This is a genomic window from Burkholderia sp. Nafp2/4-1b (assembly GCF_003635165.1).
Taxonomy (GTDB): Bacteria; Pseudomonadota; Gammaproteobacteria; order Burkholderiales; family Burkholderiaceae; genus Burkholderia.
On the sequence record NZ_ML058610.1, the window covers coordinates 24,574 to 43,945 of the forward strand.

At 68.4% G+C, this 19,372-nt stretch carries 14 protein-coding genes; 5 read left to right on the plus strand and 9 right to left on the minus strand.

What is annotated here, in order from left to right:
• Nucleotide 1: 1 nt before the first annotated feature.
• Nucleotides 2-3,310, plus strand: a complete 3,309-nt coding sequence (locus tag C7H84_RS20125) for an efflux RND transporter permease subunit (protein ID WP_121860443.1) — start codon at nucleotides 2-4, stop codon at nucleotides 3,308-3,310.
• Nucleotides 3,311-3,604: 294 nt separating this feature from the next.
• A complete protein-coding gene (locus tag C7H84_RS20130) occupies nucleotides 3,605-3,988 on the plus strand; it encodes a VOC family protein (RefSeq protein WP_121860444.1) in 384 nt (127 codons plus the stop codon).
• A 131-nt stretch (nucleotides 3,989-4,119) separates the two neighbouring features.
• Here C7H84_RS20130 and C7H84_RS20135 read toward each other — a convergent pair whose 3' ends face one another.
• Nucleotides 4,120-5,682: an NYN domain-containing protein gene (locus tag C7H84_RS20135; RefSeq protein ID WP_121860445.1), complete on the minus strand. Its 1,563-nt coding sequence runs from the start codon at nucleotides 5,680-5,682 to the stop codon at nucleotides 4,120-4,122.
• A 260-nt stretch (nucleotides 5,683-5,942) separates the two neighbouring features.
• Between C7H84_RS20135 and C7H84_RS20140 the strand changes: the two genes are divergently transcribed.
• Nucleotides 5,943-6,572 (plus strand): NAD(P)H-binding protein, encoded by a 630-nt coding sequence (locus C7H84_RS20140; protein WP_121860446.1) that lies wholly within the window; start codon nucleotides 5,943-5,945, stop codon nucleotides 6,570-6,572.
• A 102-nt stretch (nucleotides 6,573-6,674) separates the two neighbouring features.
• Here C7H84_RS20140 and C7H84_RS20145 read toward each other — a convergent pair whose 3' ends face one another.
• Nucleotides 6,675-7,226 (minus strand): peroxiredoxin, encoded by a 552-nt coding sequence (locus tag C7H84_RS20145; RefSeq protein ID WP_121860447.1) that lies wholly within the window; start codon nucleotides 7,224-7,226, stop codon nucleotides 6,675-6,677.
• A gap of 276 nt (nucleotides 7,227-7,502) precedes the next feature.
• Between C7H84_RS20145 and cdpA the strand changes: the two genes are divergently transcribed.
• Together cdpA and C7H84_RS20155 are read left to right on the plus strand one after the other, a co-directional pair.
• Entirely contained in the window at nucleotides 7,503-9,242 is a 1,740-nt protein-coding gene (gene cdpA / locus C7H84_RS20150) for a cyclic di-GMP phosphodiesterase CdpA (RefSeq protein ID WP_205611444.1), read from the plus strand.
• A 27-nt stretch (nucleotides 9,243-9,269) separates the two neighbouring features.
• A complete protein-coding gene (locus tag C7H84_RS20155; protein ID WP_121860449.1) occupies nucleotides 9,270-10,787 on the plus strand; it encodes an HDOD domain-containing protein in 1,518 nt (505 codons plus the stop codon).
• A gap of 133 nt (nucleotides 10,788-10,920) precedes the next feature.
• Here the strand turns inward: C7H84_RS20155 and C7H84_RS20160 are convergent, their stop codons facing one another.
• From C7H84_RS20160 to C7H84_RS20195, 7 genes are all read right to left on the minus strand, one after another.
• Nucleotides 10,921-11,715, minus strand: a complete 795-nt coding sequence (locus C7H84_RS20160) for an ABC transporter substrate-binding protein (protein WP_121860450.1) — start codon at nucleotides 11,713-11,715, stop codon at nucleotides 10,921-10,923.
• Nucleotides 11,716-12,070: 355 nt separating this feature from the next.
• The gene (astE, locus tag C7H84_RS20170) at nucleotides 12,071-13,132 is read right to left on the minus strand and encodes a succinylglutamate desuccinylase (protein ID WP_205611445.1); all 1,062 of its coding nucleotides are present in this window, start codon (nucleotides 13,130-13,132) and stop codon (nucleotides 12,071-12,073) included.
• A gap of 7 nt (nucleotides 13,133-13,139) precedes the next feature.
• On the minus strand, nucleotides 13,140-14,480 hold the full coding sequence (gene astB, locus C7H84_RS20175) for an N-succinylarginine dihydrolase (protein WP_121860453.1): 1,341 nt from the start codon (nucleotides 14,478-14,480) through the stop codon (nucleotides 13,140-13,142).
• Between the two features lie 14 nt (nucleotides 14,481-14,494).
• On the minus strand, nucleotides 14,495-15,958 hold the full coding sequence (gene astD, locus C7H84_RS20180) for a succinylglutamate-semialdehyde dehydrogenase (protein WP_121860454.1): 1,464 nt from the start codon (nucleotides 15,956-15,958) through the stop codon (nucleotides 14,495-14,497).
• Between the two features lie 7 nt (nucleotides 15,959-15,965).
• Nucleotides 15,966-16,997, minus strand: a complete 1,032-nt coding sequence (gene astA, locus C7H84_RS20185) for an arginine N-succinyltransferase (protein WP_121860455.1) — start codon at nucleotides 16,995-16,997, stop codon at nucleotides 15,966-15,968.
• Entirely contained in the window at nucleotides 16,994-18,046 is a 1,053-nt protein-coding gene (gene aruF, locus C7H84_RS20190; protein ID WP_121860456.1) for an arginine/ornithine succinyltransferase subunit alpha, read from the minus strand. Before aruF ends, astA begins: the two co-directional genes overlap by 4 nt.
• 30 nt (nucleotides 18,047-18,076) lie before the next feature.
• Nucleotides 18,077-19,309, minus strand: coding sequence for an aspartate aminotransferase family protein (locus C7H84_RS20195; protein WP_121860457.1), 1,233 nt, complete (start codon nucleotides 19,307-19,309; stop codon nucleotides 18,077-18,079).
• Nucleotides 19,310-19,372: the final 63 nt, after the last annotated feature.

Below are 19,372 nucleotides of genomic sequence, written 5' to 3' on the forward strand. Positions count from 1 at the left end.
GATGAACCTGGCGCGCCCCTTCATCACCCGCCCCATCGCGACGACGCTGCTCGCGCTCGGCGTCGCGCTCGCGGGCCTGTTCGCGTTCATCAAGCTGCCGGTGTCGCCGCTGCCGCAGGTCGACTTCCCGACCATCTCGGTGCAGGCGTCGCTGCCGGGCGCAAGCCCCGAGACCGTCGCGACCAGCGTGACGAGCCCGCTCGAGCGGCACCTCGGCTCGATCGCCGACGTCAGCGAAATGACGTCGACCAGCACGGTCGGCAACGCGCGGATCACCCTGCAGTTCGGGCTGAACCGCGACATCGACGGCGCCGCGCGCGACGTGCAGGCCGCGATCAACGCGGCGCGCGCCGACCTGCCCGCGTCGCTGAAGAGCAACCCGACGTACCGCAAGGTCAACCCGGCCGATTCGCCGATCATGATCGTGTCGCTCACGTCCGAAACATCGTCGCCCGCGAAGCTGTACGACGCCGCGTCGACGGTGCTGCAGCAGTCGCTGTCGCAGATCGACGGGATCGGCCAGGTGAGCGTGAGCGGTTCCGCGAACCCGGCCGTGCGCGTCGAGCTCGAACCGCATGCGCTGTTCCATTACGGGATCGGCCTCGAGGACGTGCGCGCCGCGCTGGCGTCCGCGAACGCGAACAGCCCGAAGGGCGCGATCGAATTCGGCCCGAAGCGCTACCAGCTCTATACGAACGACCAGGCGTCGCAGGCATCGCAGTACAGCGATCTCGTCGTCGCGTACCGCAACGGCGCGGCCGTGCGGCTGTCCGACCTGTCCGAGGTCGTCGACTCGGTCGAGGACCTGCGCAACCTCGGCCTGTCGAACGGCAAGCGCGCGGTGCTCGTGATCCTCTACCGCTCGCCCGGCGCGAACATCATCGAGACGATCGACCGCGTGCGCACGGCGCTGCCGCAGCTCACCGCGTCGCTGCCGGCCGACATCACGGTCACGCCGGTGCTCGACCGGTCGACCACCATCCGGGCGTCGCTGAAGGATACCGAGCGCACGCTGCTGATCGCGGTCAGCCTGGTCGTGATGGTCGTGTTCCTGTTCCTGCGCAACTGGCGTGCGACGCTGATCCCGAGCGTCGCGGTGCCGATCTCGATCGTCGGCACGTTCGGCGCGATGTACCTGCTCGGCTTCTCGATCGACAACCTGTCGCTGATGGCGCTGATCGTCGCGACCGGCTTCGTCGTCGACGATGCAATCGTCGTGCTCGAGAACATCACGCGCCACATCGAGAACGGCAAGCCGCGCATGCAGGCCGCGTTCGACGGCGCGCGCGAGGTCGGCTTCACGGTGCTGTCGATGAGCATCTCGCTCGTCGCGGTGTTCCTGCCGATCCTGCTGATGGGCGGGATCGTCGGCCGGCTGTTCCGCGAGTTCGCGCTGACGCTGTCGCTCGCGATCGCGGTGTCGCTCGCGGTGTCGCTCACCGTCACGCCGATGATGTGCGCGCGGCTGCTGCGCGAATCGCACGAGGCGCACGAGGAAGGCCGCGTCGGCCGTTTCCTCGAGCGCTGCTTCACGCGGATGCAGCGCGGCTACGAGCGCTCGCTGTCGTGGGCGCTGCGCCGCCCGCTGCTGATCCTGCTGATCCTGTTCGCGACGATCGGGCTGAACGTCTACCTGTACATCGTCGTGCCGAAGGGCTTCTTCCCGCAGCAGGACACCGGGCTGATGATCGGCGGCATCCAGGCCGACCAGTCGACGTCGTTCCAGGCGATGAAGCTGAAGTTCTCCGAGATGATGCGGATCGTGCAGGCGAATCCGAACGTGAAGAGCGTCGCGGGCTTCACCGGCGGCACGCAGACCAACTCGGGCTTCATGTTCGTCACGCTGAAGGACCGCACCGAGCGCAACATGTCGGCCGACCAGGTGATCCAGCAGCTGCGCAGGCCGCTGTCCGACGTCGCGGGTGCACGCACGTTCCTGCAGGCCGCGCAGGACATCCGCGTCGGCGGCCGGCAGAGCAGCGCGCAGTACCAGTTCACGCTGCTCGGCGATTCGAGCGCCGAGCTGTACAAGTGGGGGCCGCTCCTGACCGAGGCGCTGCAGAAGCGCACCGAACTGACCGACGTGAACTCCGACCAGCAGCAAGGCGGCCTCGAGGCGATGGTGACGATCGACCGCGCGACCGCCGCGCGACTCGGCATCAAGCCCGCGCAGATCGACAACACGCTGTACGACGCGTTCGGGCAGCGCCAGGTCTCGACGATCTACAACCCGCTGAACCAGTACCACGTCGTGATGGAAATCGCACCGAAATACTGGCAGAGCCCGCAGATGCTGAACGAAGTGTGGATCAGCACGTCGGGCGGCAGCGCGAACGGCTCGCAGACGACCAACGCGGCGGCCGGCACCTTCGTCGCGACGTCGGCCGGCACGTCGAGCGCGGGCACGGGCGCCACCAGCGCCGCGGCGATCGCATCCGATTCCGCGCGCAACCAGGCGCTGAACTCGATCGCGTCGAGCGGCAAGTCGAGTGCGTCGTCGGGCGCGGCGGTGTCGACGTCGAAGTCGACGATGATCCCGCTGTCCGCGATCGCGACCTTCGGCCCGAGCACGACGCCGCTGTCGGTCAATCACCAGGGCCTGTTCGTCGCGACGACGATCTCGTTCAACCTGCCGCCGGGCGTGTCGCTGTCGGAGGCGACCCAGGTGATCTACCAGACGATGGCGCAGATCGGCGTGCCGCCGACGATCGTCGGCAGCTTCCAGGGCACCGCGCAGGCGTTCCAGCAGTCGCTGAGCAACCAGCCGATCCTGATCCTGGCGGCGCTGCTGGCCGTCTACATCGTGCTCGGGATCCTGTACGAGAGCTACATCCACCCGATCACGATCCTGTCGACGCTGCCGTCGGCCGGCGTCGGCGCGCTGCTCGCGCTGCTGCTGTTCAAGACCGAGTTCAGCATCATCGCGCTGATCGGCGTGATCCTGCTGATCGGTATCGTGAAGAAGAACGCGATCATGATGGTCGACTTCGCAATCGAGCAGACGCGCAACGCCCGCAAGTCGTCGTTCGACGCGATCCACGAGGCGTGCCTGCTGCGTTTCCGGCCGATCATGATGACGACGATGGCGGCACTCCTCGGCGCGCTGCCGCTCGCGTTCGGCCACGGCGACGGCGCCGAGCTGCGCGCGCCGCTCGGGATCGCGATCGCCGGCGGCCTGATCATGTCGCAGGTGCTGACGCTCTATACGACGCCGGTCGTCTATCTGTACATGGACCGGTTCCGCGTGTGGGGCGAGAAGCGCCGCAACCGCCGCGGCAATTCGGGCGGGCCGGCGGTGGCCGGCGAGTAACGGCAGGCGGCCGGACACGGGGGAAGGGTTGGCGGCACCGCCCTGCTCCGTGTGCCGGCCGGTGCCGGTTGCGCGACGCCGATCGCGCGGGGGGCGTACGTCGCGCTCGTACGTCCCAGCTCCGCGCTCCGTCCTCCACCCGTATCGCTCCGCGAGCCTGCGTTCCCGAACCCCGGATCGTTTCCGCCGACGGTTCACGCTTCGGCCCGCGTTCGGCGCAGCGCCGGCTTGCATGCCGGCAACGATCGGCTATCGTGAGTCCATGCCCACCCTTTCCCCTCCCGGGAACCCGCCATGAACGTCCAGCTGAACCATACGATCGTCTGGTGCCGCGACAAGCACGCGTCGAGCCGCTTTCTCACCGAGTTGCTGGAACTGCCGGCGCCGACGCCGTTCGGCGCGATGCTGGTCGTCCCGCTCGAGAACGGCGTGTCGCTCGATTTCTATGAAAAGCAGGGGGAGATCACGGCGCAGCACTACGCCTTCCTGACCGACGAAGCCGGTTTCGATCGCGTGTATGCGCGCATTCGCGAGCGAGGGCTGCCGCACTGGGCCGATCCGGCGAAGCGGCAACCCGGTGACATCTACCGCCACAACGGCGGACGCGGCGTGTATTTCGACGATCCGGACGGCCACTTCCTCGAAGTGATGACGCAGCCGTACGTGCTGAACGGATAACGGACCGCGTCGACCGGCATTGCACCGGCCGACGCGCGACGCGAGCGGCGACACGGGCGGCGGCCGCGTTCGCACACCGTCCTGCCGTGCCGCCGTGCCGCCGTGCCGCCGTGCCGCCCGTCCTGCCGCCGTTACTCGGCGGCGACCGGGGTCTTGCGCGGACGACGCGCGCGGGTCGCCGTCTTGCGGGCCGGCTTCTTCGGCTTGGCGTCGCTCGTCGCTGCACTGGCTGTACCGGCTGCTTCGCCTGCCGATTCGCCGGCCGACTCGGCGGCCGGCGCCGCTTCGTGCGACGGCTGTGCGGCAGCCGCCGAAGCACCGTATTCGCCGGCCGTCGGCGCCGCGTGTTGCGCCGCGCCATGCCGGTCGTCACCCTGCTCCGCGTCGCGACGGGCCGCTTCGGCATGCGTGCCGTGCGGATGCTTGTCGCCGCCGTGCTTCGCGCCGCCGTGCGCGGCCTCGTCCGGCTTCGCCGCGGCTTGACGGCCGGCACTCTTCGCGTCGCCGCCCTTCTTCGCACTTGCCTTCTTCGCGGCGCTCTTGCGGGTGCGCTTGCGGCCGTCCTTCGCGTCGCCGTGCGTGTCGGCCGCTTCAGCCGCTTCAGCGGCCTCGCTCGCGTCGACCGTAGCCGCCGGCACGACCGCCGCGTCGTCCGTCACGTCGTCCGTCACGTCGACGCCCGCCAGCTCTTCGGCATCGACCTCGACGACGTGCTCATCCACCACCGCTTCTGCGCGGCGCCCGCGCCGCCGCGACTCGCGCTGCGCCGGTGCCGGTGCCGGTGCCGGTGCCGGCTCCGCGTGGCGCCCGCCGTGACCATGATGCGCGCCGCCCGAATCGCGAGCCGCCATCACCGGTTCGACCGAAGCCGACTGGCGCGGCCGCGACACGAACGCGCCCGACTTGTCGTCGCGCCCAACTTCGAGCAGGCCGCGCGCCTGCGCTTCGTCGAGCAGGTTGCCGAACGCGCGGAAGCCGTAGTACGACTCGTTGAAGTCCGGCTTGCGCCGCTTGATCGCGCTCTTGAGCACCGACGCCCAGATCTTGCCGACGTCGTCGCGCTCCGAGGCCAGTGCGTCGAAGGTCTCGACCGCCAGCGCGATCGCCTCGCTGCGGCGCACTTCCAGTTCCGGCTTGCGCGACGGCTCGTCCGGCCGCTTCGCGCCGCCGTTGCCCGCGCGCTGCTGCTGTTCGCGCTTCGCGAGCGCGCGCTGCTGCTCGCGCACCAGGTCGTCGTAGAAAATGAATTCGTCGCAGTTCGCGACCAGCAGGTCCGACGTCGACTTCTTCACGCCGACCCCGATCACCTTCTTCGCGTTCTCGCGCAGCTTCGACACGAGCGGCGAAAAATCCGAGTCGCCGCTGATGATCACGAACGTATCGACGTGCGACTTCGTGTAGCAGAGATCGAGCGCGTCGACGACGAGCCGGATGTCGGCCGAATTCTTGCCCGACTGGCGCACGTGCGGAATCTCGATCAGCTCGAAGCTCGCCTCGTGCATCGACGCCTTGAAGCCCTTGTAGCGCTCCCAGTCGCAATACGCCTTCTTCACGACGATGCTGCCCTTCAGCAGCAGCCGCTCCAGCACGGGCTTGATGTCGAATTTCTCGTACTTCGCGTCGCGCACGCCGAGCGCGACGTTCTCGAAGTCGCAGAACACGGCCATGCTGACGTTGTCCAGGGGTAATGCCATGTGTACTCCAACCGGTTGGTCGCCGCGTTGTGTTGCGAGCGGCGAAAAATGCATCGCGCACATGATAGCCGGTCGGCGGGTCGATCCCGCAATCCTTGCGCGCGACGTCACATCGATGCAGCCCCGCTCGACCGCGCCCGCCCGCCACGAACGGTGCGGCCCTCATTACCTGTGCGCCGCCTCCCCAAATCGACATACACTTGAGTAACGGTCGTCCGTCCCTATCTGGAAGGATGACGCATCGAGCAAGGAGCGGTTTCATGACGACGAAGGTACTGCTGATTGGCGCGACCGGCCGCACGGGCCTGGCCTGCGCGGATCTGCTGCTCAAGCAGCCGGAATTCGAGGTGACTGCGCTGGTGCGCCGGCACGGCTATGCGCTGCCGGGCGCGAAGGTCGTCGAGGCCGATCTGACGGGCGATTTCTCGCACGCGTTCCAGGGCATCAACCATGTGATCTATGCGGCCGGCTCGGCGGAATCGGAAGGCGCCGCCGAAGAGGAGCAGGTCGACCGCGACGCGGTCGCGCGCGCGGCCGAGCATGCGTTGGCCTACAACGTGCAGAAGCTGGTGGTGATCAGTTCGCTGACCGCGTACTGGCCGGAGCGCAGCGGCGATGCGCTGCGCCATTACTCGCAGATGAAACGCGAAGGCGACGACCGCGTGATCGCGTCGGGCATCGACTACGTGATCCTGCGCCCCGGCCCGCTCGCGGACCGCCCGGGCGTCGGCAAGATCGCGCTGACCGAGGAGCCGCTCGACGCGGCGCCGCCGGTGTCGCGCCAGGATGTCGCCTGGGCCGCGATCGAGGCGATCAAGCTTGGCATCTCGCGCAAGGTCATCGGCTTCGTCGGCGGCAGCGTGCCGATCGAACAAGCCCTGCGCGCGTAACGAATGCGCCGCGCCGCCGCCGTGGCGGCGCGTTGCGGCGCGCCGGCGACCCGCGCCGCGGGCCGCTTTACCCTGGCTTGCCGTGCGCCGACGATTAGCGGCTCATTGCTTCGGATGCGCGTCGGCCCACGCCTTCACCGCGCCGAGCGTGTTCTCGACATGCTTGTCGGGCGACAAGCTCGTGTACTCGTACAGCACCTTCCCTTCCGGCGATATCACGTAGGACACGCGGTTCGCGCGATCGAGCGCGGGCAGCTTCGCGTCGTATTCGCGGATGATCTTCGCGTCCGGATCGGCCGCGACCGGGAATTTGCTGCGGCACTCGCTCACCGAGAACTTGGTGAGCGTGTCGATGTTGTCGGCCGACACGCCGATCACCGTCGCGCCGTAAGCCTTGTAACGATCGACCGCGTCGGCGAACGCGTGGGCCTCGATGGTGCAACCCTTCGTGAACGCCGCCGGATAGAAGTACAGCACGACCGGCCCATGCTTCAGCGCATCGGCGAGCGAGTACGTGTAAGTCTTGCCGCCCAGCGACGCCTGCGTCGTGAACCCGGGCGCCGTGTCGCCCGGCTTCAGTTGCGCCTGCGCGACCAGCGCATGGCCGGCCACCAGCAGCGCCGCCGCGGCGCCCACCAATAGTTTTCGCTTCATCTGCGTCCTCATTTCTTATAAAGTCGGCCTCAATGTAGGCCATGCCGGTGTTCGGCTGCCGAACACCGCATCGACGACCCGGCCGAGCGGCTGCTGCTGCCGGCCGGCCGGTTAAAGATTCCGCGCAGGCTGCCGTTATTCTTTCCGGACAACCGGTTCCAGCCCTTCACGTCAGCGAGAAACATGGAAGCCAACAGGAAACAGACGCCACGCAAGGGCTCCTGGCGTAACGCCTTGCATACGCTGCGCCGCTTCGCATGGTCGGGCGGCGCGCTGATGCCTGCGCGCGCCGGCGCGCCGCGGCGCGACGATACCGTGCGCAACTGGCTGGAACAGACGGTCGGCACGGTGGATTTCCTCGCCCATGTCGACCGCGAGCTGCGCTTTCTGTACGTGTCCGACGCGAGCCTGCGCTTCATTGGCTACCACCGCGACTACCTGCACACGCTGACGCTGCGCGACCTGATCGCGGAACAGGATACCGCGGCGCTCGAAGACCTGCTTGCGCGCGCCGCGCGTTCCGGCCAGGTCGAGAAGGCGACGATGTGCGTCGTCAAGTCGCTCACCTATCCGCTCGACGTGGAGATCCGCGCGTTCAAGAGCCGCCATCACGGCGTCGACGGCTTCGCGATCGCGGCGTTCGACGTATCGGCCTGGCGCGCGCTCGAGGCGCGCCTCACGTACGAGATGCACCACGATTCGATGACGGGGCTCGACAACCTGTCCGCGCTGATTCCCGCGCTGATGCGTGCGCAGCAGACCGCCGACGAAAGCGGCACCTGCGCGGCGCTGCTGCTGCTCGACCTCGACGACTACCAGCGCATCAACCGCGCGCTCGGCTACGACGCCGGCGACGCGCTGCTGCGCGAGACCGCCCAGCGGCTGCAGGCGCTCGTCACGCCCGACGAGCAGCTCGCGCGCGTCGCGAGCGACAAGTTCGCGATCGTGTTCACCGCCGCCGACCGCACGCGCGCAACCGACGCCGCCGACGCACTCGCGCGCCGGCTGCAGGCCGCGGTGCGCGAACCTTACGTGCATCAGGGGCAGACGGTCCACCTGTCCGCGAGCATCGGCATCGCGCTGTATCCGGACGAACGGGCAGCGGCCCATCGCGCGCAGCATCACAGCCCGCTGCTGCGCCGCGCCGACCATGCGCTCGCGCTGGCGAAGGCATCGGGCGGCAATGCGCTCGCGTTTCATGCGCCCGTCGACGATCCGGCCGACGCCGAGCGGCTCAAGCTCGAAGCCGACCTGTACGACGGCGTGCGCAACGGCGAATTCTCGCTGCACTTCCAGCCGATCACGCGCAGCCAGTCGGGCGCGGTGGACGGCGTCGAGGCGCTGATCCGCTGGCGCCATCCGGTGCACGGCCTCGTGCCGCCGGCGACCTTCATTCCGCTCGCCGAATCGATCGGCCTGATCAACTATCTCGGCAACTGGGTGCTCAAGGCCGCGTGCATGCAGCTCGTCGCGTGGGATCGCCAGGGGCTCGCGCTGCAATATGTGGCGGTCAACGTGTCGCCGCAGCAGTTCCGCGACCCGCGCTTCTCGCAGAGCGTGCGCGAGGCGATCGCGCTGACGGGCATCGACCCGCGCCGCATCGTGCTCGAAATCACCGAAAGCCTGCTGATGCACGACCCCGCGCAGGCCAAGGTGCTGCTCGAGGAGCTGACCGAGCTCGGCATCCGCTTCGCGATCGACGATTTCGGCACCGGCTATTCGAGCCTTGCCTACCTGCAGCGCTTCCCGCTCGCGAAGCTGAAGATCGACCGCAGCTTCGTCGAGAACCTGCTCACGTCGCGCAACGACCGCGCGATCGTGTCGGCCGTGGTCGGCCTGGCGCAGACGCTCGATCTCGAACTCGTCGCGGAAGGCGTCGAGACCGAGGCGCAGCGCGAGCTGCTGACCGAAATGGGCTGCAACCACATCCAGGGCTGGCTCGTGTGCCAGGCGCTGCCGTCCGAAGAGCTCGCGCGGCGCTTCGAGGCGCAGCAGCTGCGCCTGCACGCCGCCTGACACACGCGGCGAACCGGACGGATCCGTATGTCAATCACCGCACACCTGCCCCGCACGGCACTGCTCGACAAGCTGTGGGCCCGGATGAACGAACGGGGCGATTTCCCGCTGCTGTCGGAATCGCTGCGCGCGACGATGGCCGCCATGAAGAACGACGAGCTCGACTTCACCGCGCTCGTGCGCGTCGTGCTGTCGGACTTCGCGCTCACGCAGAAAGTGCTGCGCCTCGCGAACTCCGCGATGTACATGGCGTTCGGCGGCAATATCACGACCGTCACGCGAGCACTGATGGTGCTCGGCATGGACACGGTCGGCCATCTCGTCGTCGGGCTGAAGCTCGTCGACCATTTCCACCACAGCACGCCGCGCCGCATCGACGCGAAGCTCGAGCTGAACCGCGCGCTGCTGTCGGGCTGCGTCGCACGCAAGCTCACCGAGCATGCGGAGCTGCGCGGCGGCGAGGAAGCCGTCGTCTGCACGCTGATGCGCCAGGTCGGCAAGCTGCTGGTGGTCTGCTATCTCGACAGCGAATGGGACCGGATTCGCCGCCGCGCCGCCGAGCTGAACGGCGACGACGAGGCCGCATGCATCGACGTGCTTGGCGTCGGCTTCGATGAAATCGGTCTCGAGGCCGCCGCGAGCTGGCGATTGCCCGACGTGATCCGCGCCGGCATGGCCGACGACGACAAGCGCCCGGCGCGCGCCGCCGTGGTCGACGACGACCCCGACGACGCCGGCGACAACTTCCCGCGGCCGCACGAGGTGCGCGTCGACGACGGCGCCGAGCGCGTGCGCTGGCTGCGCTCGGTCAGCCGCTGCTCGACCGACGTCGCCGGTGCGCTCGCGATGCCCGCGGGCCCGCAGCGCGACGCGCACATCGAGCTGCTCGCACAGCACTACGGGCTGGAGCTGGAGATCGAACCCACCGCGCTCGTCGAAATCGCGGAGCGGCTCGCCCGCGAGGAAGCGAGCGACACCGTGATGCGCGAGATTGTCGAGCTGCGCGCGAACGCCGACGCGATCGCGCGGGCGCAAGGCGCACCCGAGGCCTGCCTCGAAGCGGGCTTGGCGGATTTGCGCGCGCTGCCGTCCGAGCACGTGCTGACGCCGGTGCTCGCGCTCGCGTCGGAAAGCCTGCTGGCGGGGCTCGCGTTCACGCGCACCGTGATGTTCGTGCGCCGCGACGACGGCAGGTTCGCCGGCCGCCTCGGCTTCGGCCCGGGCGTCGATGCAGCGCTCGAGCGGCTGTCCTTCGACGAGCGCTTCGAGCCGGACGTGTTCCATCTCGCGATCACGAACTCGGTCGGCATCTTCATCGAGCAGGCGCAGGACCCGAAGATGGTGAAGCGGCTGCCCGCGTGGTATCTCGACGCGCTGCCCGACACGCGCGCGTTCGTGCTGCTGCCGGTGCGCGTCGGCGCGACGACCGTTGCGCTGCTGTACGGCGACTGGGCGGGCGCGCAGCCCGCGCGCAAGATCACGCAGCAGGAGATGAGCGTGCTCAACGAGCTCGCACGCGAACTGGGGCGGTTCTTCCCGTCATAACGCCGGCGCTGCGTGCATCCGGCGCTCGGCTCGCCGCGATGCACGGCGCGATTGCCCTCCCTTCAAAAGCAGCGCTCCAAAAGCAAACCGGCCGCGAAAGCGGCCGGCTGCATCGTACGACGGATCGAAACGCTTACTTGAGCGTGACCGGCACGCTGAAGTACTTCTTCGCGAGGTTGTCGATCGTGCCGTCGGCCTTCAGATCCTTCAGCGCCTGATCGAGCGCGGTCTTCAGCGCCGCGTCGTTCTTGCGCAGGCCGAAGCCGACGCCCGAACCGAGGATCTCCGCATCGCTGACCGTGCCGCCGGCGAAGCCGAAGCCCTGGCCTTGCGGCTTCGACAGGAAGCCCTTCGAACCCGCTTCCGAATCCTGGAACGTCGCGTCGAGGCGGCCCGACTTCAGGTCGGCGTACGCCAGGTCCTGCGTCTGGTACGGCACGACTTCGACGCCGGCCGGCGCCCACTTCTTCTTCGCGTACGCTTCCTGGATCGTGCCCTGCAGCACGCCGACGCGCTTGCCCTTCAGCGCTGCCGGAGTCGGCTGCAGGCCGCTGCCCTGCTTCGCGATCAGCTGGTTCGGGATCGTGTAGATCGGATCGGTGAACGCGATCGCGTGCTTGCGCTGGTCGGTGATCGTCATGTCCGAGTTGATCGCGTCGAACTTGCGCGCCTGCAGCGCCGGGATCAGGCCGTCGAAGTCGTTCTCGACCCACACGCACTTCGTCTTCAGCTTCGCGCACACCGCGTTGCCGATGTCGATGTCGAAGCCGGTCAGCTTGCCGTCGGGCGTCTTGTATTCGAACGGCGCGTACGAGGCCTCGACGCCGAACCGGATCTCCTTCAGATCCGCGGCAAACGCGCTGCCTGCCGCCACGGCCGATGCCGCCACTACCGCGTGCGCGGCCACTTTACGCCAATCCAACTTCATCAGGTGTTCTCCTCGATACTCGAATGTTCCGGAACTACGGGCGCATGCATCATTGCAGGGCCGAATGACACCGACAATCCCGATGCCGCGCCTTGATGCGGCGCAACAGCCGCAAGGCCGCGATTGTACCAATCCGCGCGGCCCGATACGGCAAAGCGGCTACCCGCGCACGATGCTGCGGTGCGGGCGCGACGGCCGCCAGGTGAAGCGTTGAACTTGCAAGACGATGTCGCAAATACGCAAGCGCGACGCGCGGGCCGGCCGCGTGGCGGGAGCACGTCGGCGCAAAAAGGAAATGACGCGCGACGCTGCGCGTGGCTGCGAATCCCGTGGCCACGCGCAGCGTTGCGCTGGATCAGACCAGTGCGGCGAGCGTGTCGCGCGTCGTGTCGACGACGAGCAGGCCTGCGCGCAAACCCGGCTTCACGGTCGGATTCGGGAACACGATGCGCTCCTCGTCGTGCTTCACCGTGTAGCGATAGTCGCCGTCCTGCGCGAGCACGGTGCCGCGCGCGAATGGGGTGAAGTTCGCGACGTCGGGCGCGATGAACAGCTCGAGCGCGTCGCTCTGCTTGGTAATCTGGTCGATCACCGTGAACACGCGCGGCAATGACGGATGGCCGTCCCAGGCGTCGCTATCACGCCGCTCACCCGACACGAGCTTGCGCACCGCGCGATCGGCCGGCGCGAAGCGCGACAGGTCGTTCTGGCCGAACGGCCGCACCTTGCCGAGTTCGAGCGTGCACGCGAGCGCGCCGCAATGTTCCGCGGTGAAATGCGAATACGTATTGCCCTTCGCGGTATGCAGCAGCACGGCCGCGATGCGCGCATCGCCGAGCCATTCGATCATCGTGCGGGTCGGCGGCGTGCCCGTGTGCGGCAGCAGCGCGAATTGCTCGAACACCGATGCGCGGATCGCCGTGTGCATGTCGATGTGCCAGCGCACGCTGCCCGCCGGCGCGGCCGCGAAGAACGCGGCGGCGGCCGCTTCGAGCTGCGCGGCGCGCGGCGCTTCGCGGCTCGTCGGCACGTGCGCGTGACGACCGCTGAACAGCCGGTTCAGGTCGTCGTCGAGATAGCGTTCGCCCGCGCGCATCGCGGGCACGTTGCCGAGCACGACGAGCAGCCGGCACGCGAGCGGCAGCGTGCCCGCGGCGACATCGCGCACGAGCATCGACAGCAGCTCGATCGGCGCGGTCTCGTCGCCATGCACGCCGGCCGACACGAGCACGCTCGCACGCGCCGCCGCACGCGCCGCATCAACGGCTGCGCCTGCTACCGGCTCGAGCGCGAGCAACCCGTCGCCCAGCCATTGCCAGCGCACCGCGTCGCCTGCGCACGCGCCGTCCTTCACGGCCGGCGTGTCGCCCGCGAGCGTGAACGCGAGGAAGTCGTCGAGCAGCGCGGCGGCCGGCATGCGCGACTCAGCGCTGGAAGTCATACAGCGAACCGACGCGCAGGATCTGCGTGAGTTCGTCGAGCGCCGTGCGCGATTCGTCGAGCAGCGTCGGATCGGCGAGATCTTCCGGTGCGAGGCGGTCGCGGTAGTGCTTTTCGATCCACGCATCGAGCGACGCGAACAGCGTGTCGTTGATCCACACGTTCGACGTGACGGCCGCACGCTCGGCGTCGTTCAGCACGACACGCAGGCGCAGGCACGCAGGGCCGCCGCCGTTCTTCATGCTTTCGCGCAGGTCGAACACGAGCACGTCGCGAATCGGGCCGTTGCCGGCCGCGAGCTGGTCGAGATAGGCGGCGACGTTCGCGTTCTCGCGGCATTCCTGCGGCACCACGAGCACTTGCGAGCCGTCCGCGCGCGACAGCAGCTGGCTGTTGAACAGGTACGACGTGACCGCATCGTTCACGCTCACCGCCGCATCGGGCACCTCGATCACGTTCAGCCGCGCGCCGCGTGCATCCAGCGTGGCCGTCAGCGTGTCGTAGATCGCCTGCTTGTTGACGAACGCGCGCTCGTGGGTGAACAGCGTGTCGCGGTTGCCGACCGAAATCACGTCGTTGTGGAACACGCCCGCATCGATCACGTCCGGATCCTGCTGCGCGTAGACCGTCGCGGTTTCCGCGAGACCGTGGCGATGCGCGACCGCGCGGCTCGCCTCGAACGTCTGGCGCGCCGGGAAGCGCTTCGGCTCCGGGCCGCGGCGATATTCGGCGCGGCCGTACACGAAGAACTCGACGCCCGGCTGGCCGTATTCCGCGCAGAAGCGCGTATGGTTCGCCGCGCCTTCGTCGCCGAGCGCCGGCGTGCCGGTCAGCGCCTCGTGCACCGCGAAGTGCGCCGGGTCCGCGAACAGCGTCGACAGCGTGCGGCGCGTCGCTTCGTGCTCGATCGCGCGATGCAGCTTGCTGCACAGGTTGGCCGGCGTGAAGTGCACGCGGCCGTCGCTCGTGTCGGCCGACGGGCTGACGGTCGCCGCGTTCGCGGTCCACATCGCCGACGCCGAGCTCGCCGCGGCGAGCAGTTCGGGCGCCTGCTTCGCGGCCTTCGCGATCACGTCCGCGTCCTTGCCGGAGAAGCCCAGCTCGCGCAACAGGCGCAGCGACGGGCGCTCCTGCGGCGGCAGCACGCCTTGCGCGAAGCCGAGATCGGCGAGCTGCTTCATCTTGCGCAGCCCCTGCTTCGCGGCGGCCTTCGGGTTCGCGGCCGACTTCTCGTTGTTGAGCGACGCCACGTTGCCGAACGACAGTCCGGCGTAGTTGTGGGTCGGGCCGACGAGTCCGTCGAAATTGGCTTCTTGTGCGTTCATCGTCGTTCCCTCGATCAGAAATGCAGGCCCGGCGACAGGCTCGCGGGCAAGGTCAGTTGGGTGCTTTCCACCGACGCCATCGGATACGCGCAATAGTCGGCCGCGTAGTACGCGCTCGGCCGGTGGTTGCCCGAGCGGCCCGTGCCGCCGAACGGCGCGGCCGACGATGCGCCGTTGGTCGGGCGGTTCCAGTTGACGATCCCCGCGCGGATCGTGCGGCGGAAGTGATCCCATGCGTTCGCGTCGTCGGCGAGCAGCCCGGCCGACAGGCCGAACGCGGTATCGTTCGCGCGCTCGATCGCTTCGTCGAACGTCGCGTAGCGGACGATCTGCGCGAGCGGGCCGAAGTGCTCTTCGTCCGGCAGGTTCGCGACGCCGGTCACGTCGATGATCGACGCGTTCACGAAGCCGAGGCGCGGATCGCGCTGCGTCATCGCGATGATCGGCTTCGCGCCCTGCTCGACCAGGCGCGACTGCGCATCGACGAGCTTCGCGGCCGCGCGCGCCGAGATCACCGCGCCCATGAACGGCTGCGGATCGGCGTCGAACACGTCGGCCGTGATCTTCGACGTGACGTCGGTGAAGCGTGCGAGGAAGCGGTCGCCGAACGCGCCCTGCGGCACGAAGATGCGGCGCGCACAGGTGCAGCGCTGGCCGGCCGACAGGAATGCCGATTGAATCGTGTGATGCACGGCCGCGTCGACGTCTTCCACTTCGCCGATCACGAGCGGGTTGTTTCCGCCCATCTCGAGCGCGAGCACGATTTCCGGACGGCCGCCGAACTGCTTGTGCAGCAGCGTGCCGGTGTCCGAGCTGCCGGTGAAGAACAGCCCGTCGATCTGCCGATGGTTCGCGAGCGCGATGCCCGTGTCCTTCTCGCCCTGCACGAGGTTCAGCACGCCGGCCGGCAGCCCGGCCTCGTGCCACACCTCGACCGTGGCGCGCGCCACGCCAGGTGCGAGCTCGGACGGCTTGAACACGACCGTGTTGCCGGCGATCAGCGCCGGCACGATATGCCCGTTCGGCAAGTGGCCGGGGAAGTTGTACGGGCCGAACACCGCGACGACGCCGTGCGGACGATGGCGCAGCACCGCGACGCCGTCGGCCATGTCCTGGCGCTTCTCGCCGGTGCGTTCCTGGTACGCCTGGATCGAGATGCCGACCTTCGCGGCCATCGTCGCGACTTCGGTGCGCGCTTCCCACAGCGGTTTGCCGGTCTCGCGGCCGATCGCGGTGGCGATCGCTTCCTTGCGCTCGGTGAGCAGCGCGGCGAAGCGCTTGACGATTTCGCAGCGCGCTTCGAAGTCGAGTGCCGACCAGCCGGCGAACGCGCGGCGCGCGCTCGCGACCGCGCGGTCGACGTCGGCCGCCGACGCGCTGGCGCCTTGCCACGCGATCGCGTCGGTGCCCGGGTTGCGCGAAGCGAAGACGTGGCCCGAGCCTGCGACCCAGGCGCCGTCGATGAAGAGTTCCGTCATGATTCGTTTATCCCTGTTTGACTTTGAGCGGCAGCACGCGGACCGGATCGCCGGCCTTCACGTCGAGCGCGGCGGCATCGTCGGCCGACAGCACGAACGCACCGTTCGCGACCACGCCCGGCGCGACGCCGACGCGAAAATCGTTCAGCGACGTGTTCGACACGAGCGACTTCGGCGCCCCTTCCGCTGCATCGGGCACGCCGATCGCGACCGGCACGACGACGCTCTCGCGCACCGTGCGCAGGTCGTTCACGTGGCATTCGAGCACCGGGCCCGCGTCGAAGATGTCGACGTGGTTCTGGTAGCGCAGCCCTTCCGCCTCGAGCATCTTGCGGGCCGGCAGCGTGTCGCGGTGCGTGAGGCCGACCGCGTCCTGCGCGTCCTGCGGCAGCAGGTCGACGTACACCGGATAGCGCGGCATCAGTTCCGCGAGGAACGACTTGCGGCCGTGCGAGCTCAGGTAATCGGCCGCGTTGAAATCGATCTGGTAGAAGTGCGAACCGACCGCGCGCCAGAACGGCGACGTGCCGTCCTCGTCGAAGTGGCCGCGCAGTTCCGCGCAGATACGTTCCGGAAAGCGCTCGCGGAACTGCGCGATGAACATGAAGCGCGAGCGCGACAGCAGGCCGCCGACGCCGCCCGTGCGATAGCGCGGGCTCAGGAACAGCGAGCAGACTTCCGCGTAGCCCGTCAGGTCGTGCGAGATGTTCAGCGCGGACATCCGCGTCCACACGCCGAGTTCCTGGCTTGCGTGCACGACCGTGCTCACGCGGTAGTTGTAGAACGGCTGTTCGAGACCGACCTGTGTCTCGATCCCGCACACGCCTGCGATGTCGTGCGTCTGCGAATCTTCCATCACGAAGAAGTAGCCGGCTTCGCCGGGCGCCGCGTTGCCCTCGAGCGTGCGGCGCGAGCGTTCGATGCGCGCGGCGAGCGCGTCGCGGTCGGGCTTGAACGTGGTCAGGCCCGGCCCGGTTTCCTTCGCGAGCGACACGAGCGCGTCAACGTCACCCGTTTGTACGACCCGAACGACGATCATGCTGCGTCTCCCTTCGTTTCTTCATCGTCGCGGCGGTGCAGCGGCACGCAGCGCACGACATCGCCATCCTTCACATCGAGTGCCGCGCGCACGTCGCCGGCGAGCGGTGCATCGGCGGTGTCGCCCGGCAGGTCGGCCAGCACGCAGCGGAACGATTCGCCGCTGCCCGTCGACACCATGTACGCGACGTCGCCGTGCTGATGCGCCGCTTCGCGCACCGTGCGCTCCGCGCCGTGCTTCACGCACGCGGTGCGATCGACCTGCGCGGTCAGCACCGGGCCTGCGTCGAAGATGTCGACGAAGCGGTCCGGCTCGAAGCCTTCCTCGAGATGGATGTCGTAGGCGAGCAGCGCCGTTTCGTTCGGTTCGCCGAGCACGCGCTGCGCGGCTTCCGGCAAGAGCGGCACGTACAGCGGATACGCGGGCATCACTTCCGCGATGAACGTGCGGCTGCGGCCGCCCGACGCGATGTCGACGTCGGTGAAGTCGCGGCCGAAGAACTTGCGGCCCACCGCTTCCCAGAACGGCGAGGCGCCCGTGTTGTCGCTCACGCCGAGCAGCAGCGTGAACACTTCCGGCGTGAAGCGGCGGCGGTTCGCGGCGATGTACATCATCCGCGCCCGCGAGATCAGGTGGGCGGCCGCGTCGCCGCGCAGCGACGGGTCGACGTAGAAGCCGGCCAGCCGGCTTTTACCGGTCAGCTCGTGCGACATCGTGAGCGCGTGGATCTTGCGGTTCACGTGCAGCTCGCGCGACGCGTGGATCAGTGCGTCGTTGCGGAACGCGTAGAACGGTTCCGAGTAGCCGGCCGCGGCCACGATGCTCGCCGTGCCGAGCAGCTTGCCCGTCGACGAATCCTCGAGCACGAAGAGATAGAACTCTTCGCCGGCGAAGTCGACGTCCGCGCGAAACGAATCCTCGGAGAGCGCCACGCGCGCTTCGAGCGCCGCGCGGTCGTGCGGCAGCGAGTGCAGGACCGGCTGCGCGGTGCGCGCCATGTGCGCGAGCGCATCGAGATCCGTGAGTTTGCCGGGGCGAACAAATAGCATCGTCGTTCCTGTCTGCGATGGGCGCGCCGATCAGCGCGCGGTGGCTTCCTGGGCCGCGAGCACGTGCTCGACTGCCTTCTCGAAGCGCTTCGCGCCTTCGTCGAGCAGGTCGAACGGAATCACGAGCGACGGCACGAAGCGCAGCACGTTCGGGCCGGCGATCAGCATGATCAGGCCGTTCTCGGCGGCGGCCGTGACGAAGTCCTTCGCGCGGCCGTCGAATGCGGCGGTGAGTTCGGCGCCGACCAGCAGGCCCTTGCCGCGGATGTCCTTGAAGATGCCGAAGCGTGCGTTGATGCGTTCCAGCGCGCCCTTCAGTCGCACGCTGCGTTCGCGCACGCCTTCGAGCAGTGCCGGGTCGCCGATCAGTTCGACGACCTTGTCGGCGATCGCCGACGCGAGCGGGTTGCCGCCGTACGTCGTGCCGTGTACGCCGACCTTGAAGTGCGCGGCCAGCTCGTTCGTCGTCAGCATCGCGCCGATCGGGAAGCCGTTGCCGAGCGCCTTGGCGGTCGTGAGGATGTCCGGCGTGACGCCCGTGTCCATGTATGCGTAGAACTGGCCCGTGCGGCCGACGCCCGTTTGCACTTCGTCGAAGATCAGCAGTGCGTCGTTGGCGTCGCATGCTTCGCGCAGTGCCTTCAGGAACGCCGGATCGGCCGGGATCACGCCGCCTTCGCCTTGCACCGGCTCGACGATCACCGCGCAGGTTTGCGGGCCGATTGCGGCCTTTGCGGCTTCGATGTCGTTGAACGGCAGGTGCTTGATGCCTTCCGGCACCGGGCCGAAGCCTTCCGAGTATTTCGGCTGGCCGCCGACGCTGACCGTGAAGAACGTGCGGCCGTGGAACGACTGGACGAACGACACGATTTCGTATTTGTCGGCGCCGTGGCGGTCGAAGGCGACGCGGCGCGCGAGTTTCAGTGCGGCTTCGTTCGCTTCCGCGCCCGAGTTCGCGAAGAATGCGCGGTCGGCGAAGGTCAGCGATTCGAGGCGCTTCGCGAGGCGCAGCACCGGCTCGTTCGTGTAGCCGTTGCCGATGTGCCAGAGCTTGCGGCCTTGTTCGTCCAGCACCTTCAGCAGTTCCGGGTGGCCGTGGCCCAGCGACGTGACCGCGATGCCGCACGCGAAATCCACGTACTCGCGGCCGGCCGTGTCCCACACGCGCGAGCCCTCTGCACGGTCCGGCACGAACGGCGCGGGAGAGAATACCGGCACCATCACTTCGTCGAATGTCTGGCGGGTCACGGTCGAGGTCGTCATGGTCGTTCCTTTCGGTTTCGTAAGAGGGTTCAACAGGATCAAGTTTAGGTAAGGGCGACGCAA